At 66.1% G+C, this 7816-nt stretch carries 9 protein-coding genes and 1 pseudogene; 7 read left to right on the plus strand and 3 right to left on the minus strand.

The window, feature by feature from the left end:
- From RMO40_RS20775 to RMO40_RS20785, 3 genes and pseudogenes are all read left to right on the plus strand, one after another.
- Window positions 1-698 (plus strand): annotated as a pseudogene (locus RMO40_RS20775) (hypothetical protein); the annotation flags it as partial.
- 74 nt (window positions 699-772) lie between these two features.
- The gene (locus tag RMO40_RS20780; protein ID WP_309725402.1) at window positions 773-1600 is read left to right on the plus strand and encodes a peptidylprolyl isomerase; all 828 of its coding nucleotides are present in this window, start codon (window positions 773-775) and stop codon (window positions 1598-1600) included.
- Window positions 1597-2622, plus strand: coding sequence for a HupE/UreJ family protein (locus RMO40_RS20785; protein WP_309725404.1), 1026 nt, complete (start codon window positions 1597-1599; stop codon window positions 2620-2622). Before RMO40_RS20780 ends, RMO40_RS20785 begins: the two co-directional genes overlap by 4 nt.
- Here the strand turns inward: RMO40_RS20785 and RMO40_RS20790 are convergent.
- Window positions 2619-3488 carry a hypothetical protein gene (locus tag RMO40_RS20790; protein WP_309725406.1) on the minus strand — a complete coding sequence of 290 codons (870 nt, stop codon included), beginning with the start codon at window positions 3486-3488 and terminating at the stop codon, window positions 2619-2621. The two genes, RMO40_RS20785 and RMO40_RS20790, sit on opposite strands and share 4 nt — an antisense overlap.
- 187 nt (window positions 3489-3675) lie before the next feature.
- Between RMO40_RS20790 and RMO40_RS20795 the strand changes: the two genes are divergently transcribed.
- Window positions 3676-3984 carry an ATPase with chaperone activity gene (locus RMO40_RS20795; protein ID WP_309725408.1) on the plus strand — a complete coding sequence of 103 codons (309 nt, stop codon included), beginning with the start codon at window positions 3676-3678 and terminating at the stop codon, window positions 3982-3984.
- 8 nt (window positions 3985-3992) lie between these two features.
- On the opposite strand, the gene RMO40_RS20800 is transcribed toward RMO40_RS20795, so the two are convergent.
- Window positions 3993-4880 (minus strand): Tim44-like domain-containing protein, encoded by an 888-nt coding sequence (locus RMO40_RS20800; RefSeq protein ID WP_309725410.1) that lies wholly within the window; start codon window positions 4878-4880, stop codon window positions 3993-3995.
- A 174-nt stretch (window positions 4881-5054) separates the two neighbouring features.
- Here RMO40_RS20800 and otnI point away from each other — a divergent pair, with 174 nt between their 5' ends.
- The gene (otnI, locus tag RMO40_RS20805) at window positions 5055-5831 is read left to right on the plus strand and encodes a 2-oxo-tetronate isomerase (RefSeq protein WP_309725418.1); all 777 of its coding nucleotides are present in this window, start codon (window positions 5055-5057) and stop codon (window positions 5829-5831) included.
- Here otnI and RMO40_RS20810 read toward each other — a convergent pair.
- Window positions 5821-6714 carry a 5'-nucleotidase gene (locus tag RMO40_RS20810; RefSeq protein WP_309725412.1) on the minus strand — a complete coding sequence of 298 codons (894 nt, stop codon included), beginning with the start codon at window positions 6712-6714 and terminating at the stop codon, window positions 5821-5823. The two genes, otnI and RMO40_RS20810, sit on opposite strands and share 11 nt — an antisense overlap.
- Window positions 6715-6853: 139 nt before the next feature.
- On the opposite strand from RMO40_RS20810, the gene RMO40_RS20815 reads away from it, so the two are divergent.
- Together RMO40_RS20815 and RMO40_RS20820 are read left to right on the plus strand one after the other, a co-directional pair.
- Window positions 6854-7051 (plus strand): hypothetical protein, encoded by a 198-nt coding sequence (locus RMO40_RS20815; protein ID WP_309725414.1) that lies wholly within the window; start codon window positions 6854-6856, stop codon window positions 7049-7051.
- 118 nt (window positions 7052-7169) lie between these two features.
- Window positions 7170-7816, plus strand: a 647-nt coding sequence (locus tag RMO40_RS20820) for a response regulator (RefSeq protein WP_309725416.1), incomplete at its 3' end; no start/stop codon positions are given.

Genomic DNA, 7816 nt, shown 5'->3' on the forward strand with positions numbered 1-7816 from the left:
GCCTGGTGCAACCCCTGGACGAGCCGGTGCTCGACCACGTCGACGTGATCCGTGGGTCGGTGGGCGGCTACAAGCAACCTGGGGCAAGCGACTACGCCGGCACTTGGCCTGACAATTGGGTCGACATGGCCAATCCGCAGCAATTGCGCTCGCTCGCCAGCGTGCCGGCGGCGGCCAAGAACGAGAGTGCCGCGGTGTTGCGGACATTCAACCAGGCCACTTGGTCTGCTGCGCCGGGCAATATCGAGGTCAAGCGCATGACCTTCCGGCTGAAGGGCGTGACGGCTTCGCAGTACATGCGGCTTCGCGGCAGCAACATGCCTGCAGGTATCCCGTACGAGACCGATGCCTCCGGCAATCCGCTGTCGGACCTGTGGACCAACACCGGAGAGATAGCGTTCAAGAACGCGAACGGCATCGAATTTCCGACCAACTCGATGCTGCGCATTCCCTGCAAGGCCGTCGGCAGCAACGTGCCCGACAACGCAGCCCTCTACACCGGCGTCAACCAGCCCCGGATCGACGGTTGCCCGAATCACCTGCCGGTGGTCAACGGCCAGCGCATGATGGCTTTCGACGTGGCGGCCTGGGCCGACCTGTGGTTCTACAGCAACCCGATCTTCATCGAGGTCGAGGGTGGGAGCGTGGTGGCGGGCGTGAAGTCTGATCGCGCACCGCTGGTGGCCAAGGGCAAGTAAGCCCTCGTTCTCTTCTCTTTTGGCGCCGTGCGGCAACGCGCGGCGCTTTGTCGCTTCTGGTTCCCTGAGTTGCCATGCCTTCTTCGACACCTTCCACTTCGATCCCCACTTGGCTGCGCGAGCCGCTGCTGCACTTCATTCTGCTCGGCGCAGCCTTGTTTGCGCTCGACCACGCTGTCAACGGCAACGCCAACGATGAGCGGGTGATCGTCATCGACGAGGCGGTGGACAAAGAGGCGCTGAAGGTGTTCAAGGAAGCCCGTGGCCGCGAGCCCAACCCCGACGAGCTCTACGCGCTGCGCCGTGTGTGGCTCGACAACGAGGTGCTGTACCGCGAGGGCCTCGCGCTGCAGATGGACAAGGGCGACAAGGCCATCAAGGACCGCGTGATCTTCAAAGCCTTGTCGATGATCAACGCCGGCCTCAAGCGGCCGCCGGTTGACGACACCGTGCTGCGCACCTGGTTCGAACAGAATCGCATCAAATACGACGAACCGGCACGCTACGACTTCTCGGAGGCGGTGCTCGACGGTGATGCCTCCGAGGCGGCGGCGACGAGCTTTGCGGCGGCATTGAACGCTGGTTCGCCGGGCGACGCCAAGGCCGGCCTGCGGCTCTTCAAGGCGCGGCCGCGCCCGAACATCGTGCAGAGCTACGGCCCCGAATTCACCCAGGCGCTGGAGGCTCTGCCAATCGGTGAGTGGCGCGCGCTGCGGCATGGCGATGGCTGGCGCGTGATGCGGCTCGAAGCGGCGGCACCGGCCAAGCCGGCCGCGTTCGATGCCTTGCGCGGCGTGGTCTTGCAAGATTGGACCGACTCCGTCATGGCTGAGCAGCGCTCTGCAGCCGTGCGCGTGTTGGCGAAAAAGTACACGGTCAAGACCGAGGTCAGCGCGCCATGAGCTCGCCGGGCCGCCCCAAGAGCGAATACCGGAGTGCGCAGGACGAAGGTTCCCCAGTGAGCAGGTGGTGGCACAGGTGGTTTCTGGCGGTGCTGGCGGTGCTGGCGGTGTTGACGTTCGGGGCGACCACGGCCTCGGCGCACGAGATCAGCATGGCCGAGATGGAGCTTCGGCAGGCCACACCATCCGAGTTTGTCTGGCAGTGGACGGCGGGCAGCCGAACGGGTGAAAGCGCGCTGCGGCCGGTGTGGCCCGAGGGTTGCCGCGACGACGCCGGCGTGTTGCGCTGTGGCGAGGCTGGCCTGCGCGGCCAGCTCGGCATGGAGGGTGTGGGCAAGCGCTTCTCGGCGGTGCTCGTCAAGGTGTTCTGGCTCGACGGCCAGATGCGCGTCTACACGCTGACAGGGGGCCAGCCTTCGGTGCAGGTGTTCGGCTCGGCGGACGACCAGCGCGGCATGGGCGAGATCGCCACGGCCTACTCGCTGCTCGGCGTCGAGCACATCCTGGCGGGATTCGACCACCTGCTGTTCGTGCTGGGGTTGTTGTTCCTTGTCGGCTTCAACCGCCGGCTGGTCTGGACGATCACCGCCTTCACGCTCGCGCACAGCGTGACGCTGGCGCTCAGCGCGCTGGGCTGGCTGGTGCTGAGCTCACCGCCGGTGGAGGCCACCATCGCGCTGTCGATCATGCTGGTGGCGGGCGAGGCGCTGAACAAGCAGCAGACCCTGTCACGCCGCTGGCCTGCGCTGGTGGCGTTTTTGTTCGGCCTGATACACGGGCTGGGTTTTGCCGGTGCACTCAAACAGATCGGCTTGCCCGACAACCACCTGGCGGTGGCGCTGGTCACCTTCAACGTCGGCGTGGAGCTGGGTCAGCTTTTTGTGGTGCTGGTGGCCTGGTTGATCGCGATGGCGTTGGCTCGCTGGCCCGCCACGGCACGCGCTCGCACGCCGGTGCTGTATGGCATGGGAGGCATCGCGGCCTATTGGTCGATCGGGCGCATCGCGGCCATCCTGGCCTAGAGGCTCGCGCCATTCGAGCGCCGGAACTCGTTTTGTTTCATCACGAGGTAGTCCGCACGCTCCACCTCATGCAGCTGCTTGGCGTACAGCTCGGTGGCCGTGAACCAGGTTTCCAGCCTGCGGGCGCGCTGCTGAGCGCCCGGTGACGCGAGGTAGGCGTCAATGGCCAGGTAGTAGCGCATCGTGTTGCGCTCGATCGCACCGCGCAGGCCGCCGATGTAACCCGAGCTGCCGTTCTTTGTGAAGCCCACCTTGCCGGCGCCGAGCGTCGCCAGATAGCCTTGCATGGCCAGCTTGGCGGCCAGGCCGTAGCCATACGAATAGCGCAGGTGCAAAAAAGTCTTGCTGCCATCGGCCAGCGGGATGGCTTGCAACTGCATTCGGTAGTCGTGGGTTGAGAAAGGGCCGGTGTCTGCACCGAGCCGTACATCAAGGTACTCGTCACTGACGGCTTGCGGCTTGAGTGTGAAGGCCACGCGGTACGCCTCGCCCAGCGGCTGGTCATGCTTGCGGCCGATGTGCACGGCCAACGCATTGCCGCTCACCACGCACTGCTTGGTGTTGATGTGCAGCATCAAGATTTCGCACCACGCGGCGGGGCGTTGCAGTTGTTCGCGCATCAAGGCATAGGGCTGCGAGACGACGGCGTCGATGCTGCCTTGCAGCTGCGAGCCGGTCTCGCTACTGTCGAGCACCAGGGGGCGCTGAAACGGGCTGCGATCCAGCCGTGGGGTGAGCTCGGCATGGCGTTCGCGCAGGGACGACGCCGAACTGGGGTCGGCTGCGTGCGCTGGCAAGCAGGCCAGCAGCAGCGTGACGGCGGCCTGCAGCAGCCAGGTGGGGTGAAGAAGGGGCTTGGGGGTCATCGGCAATGGGCTTCCGGCTGGCGCAATCAAGGGGCTTGGAAACCGAGCCTCGCACGGCAGTTCCGGTGGGGCTGTAGGACAGCGCCGGGTTCTTGCTGCCGCAGGTGCAGTAGGCTGCACCCTTGCACACCTCATATCCGGAGACATCGATGGGCAACAGACTGCAGCGCGAGGCCTGAGCGAATCCATGTCCGACGACAACCAGATCGAGGTGCCGCCCTCGTTCATCGCGCTCTTTGTCGAGCCGGGGCGCATCAAGCCGAATGCGGCGCGCGCCGAGATCCAGCAGCGCTACGAGTTTTGCGAAGATTTTGCGAGCATGCTCACCGAAACAGCGCAAAGCCGGCTGTGGGAGCTGGGCATCACCGAGGCCGATGTGCTGGCCCGCATTCACGCCGGCCTGCTGACCGGCGAGGTGGGTGTGAACGCGGCAGAGGCGCAGTGGGTGCTGCGCCGGCTGGCCGAGCTGCTGGGCTGGGAGAGCCCGCAGCTCTGAGCCCGCGTTCAGCTGAAGTTGCTTTGGCCGATGCCCGCAATGGCCCACTCACGGCTGCCATCGGTCGGCTTGACCAGGTGCCAGATCTCGTCAAACGTGGTGGTGGCTGAATCCTTCTCTTCGCGGATCAAGCCATGGAAACGCACGCTGACGATCTGGCGCTCGGCCTCTTGAGCGAAGTCGAGCACTTGCGCGTTGAGCTGCACCACGTCGGTCTGCTGGGTGCCGACCTTGCGGTCTTGCAGGTCGAGCCGGAAGGTGGCAAACATCTCGGGCGTGGCGAACTGGCGCAGGTCGTCGAGGTTGCCCGCATCGTTGGCCGCTTGCATGCGGATGAAGATGAGCTTGGCGATGCGCTCGAAGGCGGGCGCGTCAAAACCATCAGGCAGGCTGCCCACCGGGGCCAGGGTGGGCTCGACCGTGCCTGCTGGCGCGGCGGCACTGCCTGAACCAAACGCGGGCGCGTTGTTGAGCGACGGGCCGGCACCGGCGAATTGCATGCCTTGCGGCGCACCATTCGCTGCAGCCTTGGGCCCGAAGCGGCGCATCAGGAAGCGCACCAGGAACACCGCGGCCACGGCCAGCAGGATCATGGTCAGGATGTTGCCCATTTCGGCACCTAGCCCCAAGTGGCTCATCAGCGCGGCAATGCCCAGGCCGGCGGCGATGCCGGCAAGCGGGCCCATCCACGAGCGCTTGGGCGCCGTAGCAGCTGCGCCGGGTGCGGTGGCGCCGGGAGTGGCCGCTGGCTTCGCCGGCACCGACTGCGATGGCGGCGGTGTTTGCCGCTGCATGCCCGAAGAACCACCGCCACCCAGGCGCTTGGCCTCGACGTGGGTGGTGACGAAGCTCAGGCTCAAAAAGGCCATGAACAGGCTCAACAGAATTCGTTTCATGCGATTTCTCAGGAATGGCGGGAACACCCCGCCTTGACTCAGGAGAGTATGACGCCGACCTGAACAAATTCAAGGAGGGGCTTGCCCGTTGACCTCAACGAGCTCAACCGCGGGCTGCAGGTCATCCATGCGGCAGCCCAGGTCGGCGGTATGGCCTTTGTTATCGTTTCCGCCATGCCACGCTTTGCCGCCAACCTGAGTCTGATGTACGGGGAACACCCCTTTCTCGACCGTTTTTCCGCCGCGCGAGCCGATGGGTTTGATGCGGTGGAGTTTTTGTTCCCCTACGACCATGCGCCACAACTGTTGGCTGGCCTGTTGAAGGCGCACGGTTTGCAGCACGTGTTGTTCAACGCCTCGCCCGGCGACTGGGCGGCCGGTGAGCGGGGCCTGGCCTGCTTGCCGGGGCGCGAAAAAGAGTTTCAAAACACCATCGTGCAAGCGCTCGACTACGCCCAGGCGCTGGCCTGCCCGTGTGTGCATGTGATGGCCGGCCTCGCGCCTGCCAACGCCGAGTCGCAAACCCCTTACCTGCGCAACCTCGCCTGGGCCGCGCAGCGCGCCGCCGATGTGGGCGTGGACCTGTTGATCGAGCCCATCAACCCGCGCGACATGCCGGGCTACTTTCTCAGCCGGCAGGCGCATGCGCACGATCTGGTGATGGAGGTGGGCGCGCCCAACCTCAAGGTGCAGATGGACCTGTACCACTGCCAGATCGTCGAGGGAGACCTGGCCATGAAGCTGCGCGAGTACCTACCCACCGGCCGTGTGGGTCACATGCAGATCGCCGGTGTGCCCGAGCGCCACGAGCCCGATGGCGGTGAGCTGAACTACCCCTACCTGTTGGCGCTGATCGATTCACTGGGCTACACGGGCCACATCGGCTGCGAGTACCGCCCGCGTGCGGGCACCTCGGCGGGGCTGGGCTGGATCAAACCCTTCAGGGGTTAGACACCCCCGCCGCCACATGCCCCGAGGGCACGTGCGGCGCGGCGTTCTCGATGTGGCCGGTCTGGTCGTCGAAGAAAAAGTCCGGCTCGAACTCGCGCAGGAACGCGCCCTTGGGCAGCCCACCGAGGAACATGGCTTCGTCGATCTCGATGTTCCATTCCATCAGCGTGCGGATGGCGCGCTCGTGCGCCGGTGCACTGCGCGCGGTGACCAGCGCGGTGCGGATGCGCATGGCCGATGACTCCTGGCGTTGCAGCAGCTGCAGCGCCTCAAGCAGCGGCTTGAACGGGCCGGCCGCCAAGGGCAGGTCGGCCCGCTCGCGCTCGTGGGCCTGGAAGGCGTCGAGCCCGGCGCGCAGGAACACCCGCTCGGCTTCGTCGGAGAACAGCACCGCGTCGCCATCGAAGGCAATGCGCACTTCTTGCGGGTGCGCGTCGGAGGCGCGTGCCGAATGTGGGTAGACACGCGCTGCCGGCACGCCGGCCTCGAGCGCCGAGCGCACGTCGGGCTCGTTGGTCGACAGGAACAGGTTGGCGTTGAGCGGCTTGAGGTAGCGCCACGGCGACTCGCCGCGCGTGAACACCCCACGCTGGATCGGCAGACCATAGTGCTTGGCCGAGCGGAACACCCGCATGCCCGACACCGGGTCGTTGCGTGACAGGATCACCACCTCGACAGAAGGCGATTTCGCATTGAAGGCCAGCAGCTTGTTGACCAGCGAAAACGCCACGCCGGGCTTGGCCGGCTCCGCCACTCGCTGCAGTTGCAGCTGCATGTAGGCGCGGTCGTCCTTGGCTTCGAAGAGGCGGTTCTCTTCTTCAAAGTCGAACAGGGCCCGCGAGGAGATGGCAACGACCAGCTGGCCGGCAAGGGTGACAGGCATGCGGGCGATCATAGTGGGCCGATGGCACCGCTGAAACAAACGAAACAATGCGGCCTGTGCACGAAACAGCGGTGATACCGAGCGGCGCGACAGTCTGAGGTTGCGCACAGCAATCGCGCATGCCGCCTCGGAGTACCCCATGCCTCAGCTCGTCACCACCACCCTGCAACGCATCTTCTTCCGCCAGGCCGCCGCACGTGGCCGCTCGACCCGCACGGCCGCCGCACGCAGCCGCGATGTGCGCTCCCAGCGCCCCGACTTCGCCGACACCCGCCCGGTGGTGTTTCGCAGCGAAGCGTTTGCCGAAGACCTGGCGTTGACCCACGGTGCGGTTTGAACCTGGCGCTGCAGTGAGCGCGCCCACCTCCCGCGACTGGATCGCCGCCGTGCTGAGCCGGGCCGACTTGGCCCGATATGATGCGCCCCAGCCACCACAGCCCCGCGGAGCGCAGCTCATGACACAGGGTGACGCCCACACCGGCACCACCGTTCTGGTGGTCGACGACGAGCCCGAGTTGCGCTCGCTGCTGAGCGAATACTTCAGCCGACACGGCTTCGTGGTGCGCACCGCGTCCGATGCACAAGACGCGCGCGCAGCGATTGCCGAAGCCGCCCCCGACCTGGCCATTCTCGACATCAACATGCCCGGCGAAAACGGCCTCTCGCTGGCCCGCTGGTTGCGCGACGCCCACCCACGCATCGGCCTGGTGATGCTCACCACTGCGGGCGAGTCGGTCGACCGCGTGGTCGGCCTGGAGCTGGGCGCCGACGACTACATCCCCAAGCCGTTCGAGATGCGCGAGCTGCTGGCGCGCATTCGCGCGGTGCTGCGCCGTCTGAAGGCCTCGGTGGCCGCGCCGGTGAAAGTGGAGCCTGCACACCGTGTGCGCTTCGGTGCCTGCCAGCTTGACCTGGCAGAGCGCCGCCTCTTCGCCGCCGACGCCAGCGAGATCGAGATCAGCGCCGCCGAGTTCGACCTGCTGGCCCTCTTTGCCCGCAACCCCAACCGCCCGCTCAACCGCGACCAGATCATGGAACAGGCGCACAACCGCGGCTGGGACGTGTTCGACCGCTCTATCGACCTGCGCGTGATGCGCTTGCG

Source organism: Rhizobacter sp., assembly GCF_031412075.1.
Taxonomy (GTDB): Bacteria; Pseudomonadota; Gammaproteobacteria; order Burkholderiales; family Burkholderiaceae_C; genus Rhizobacter.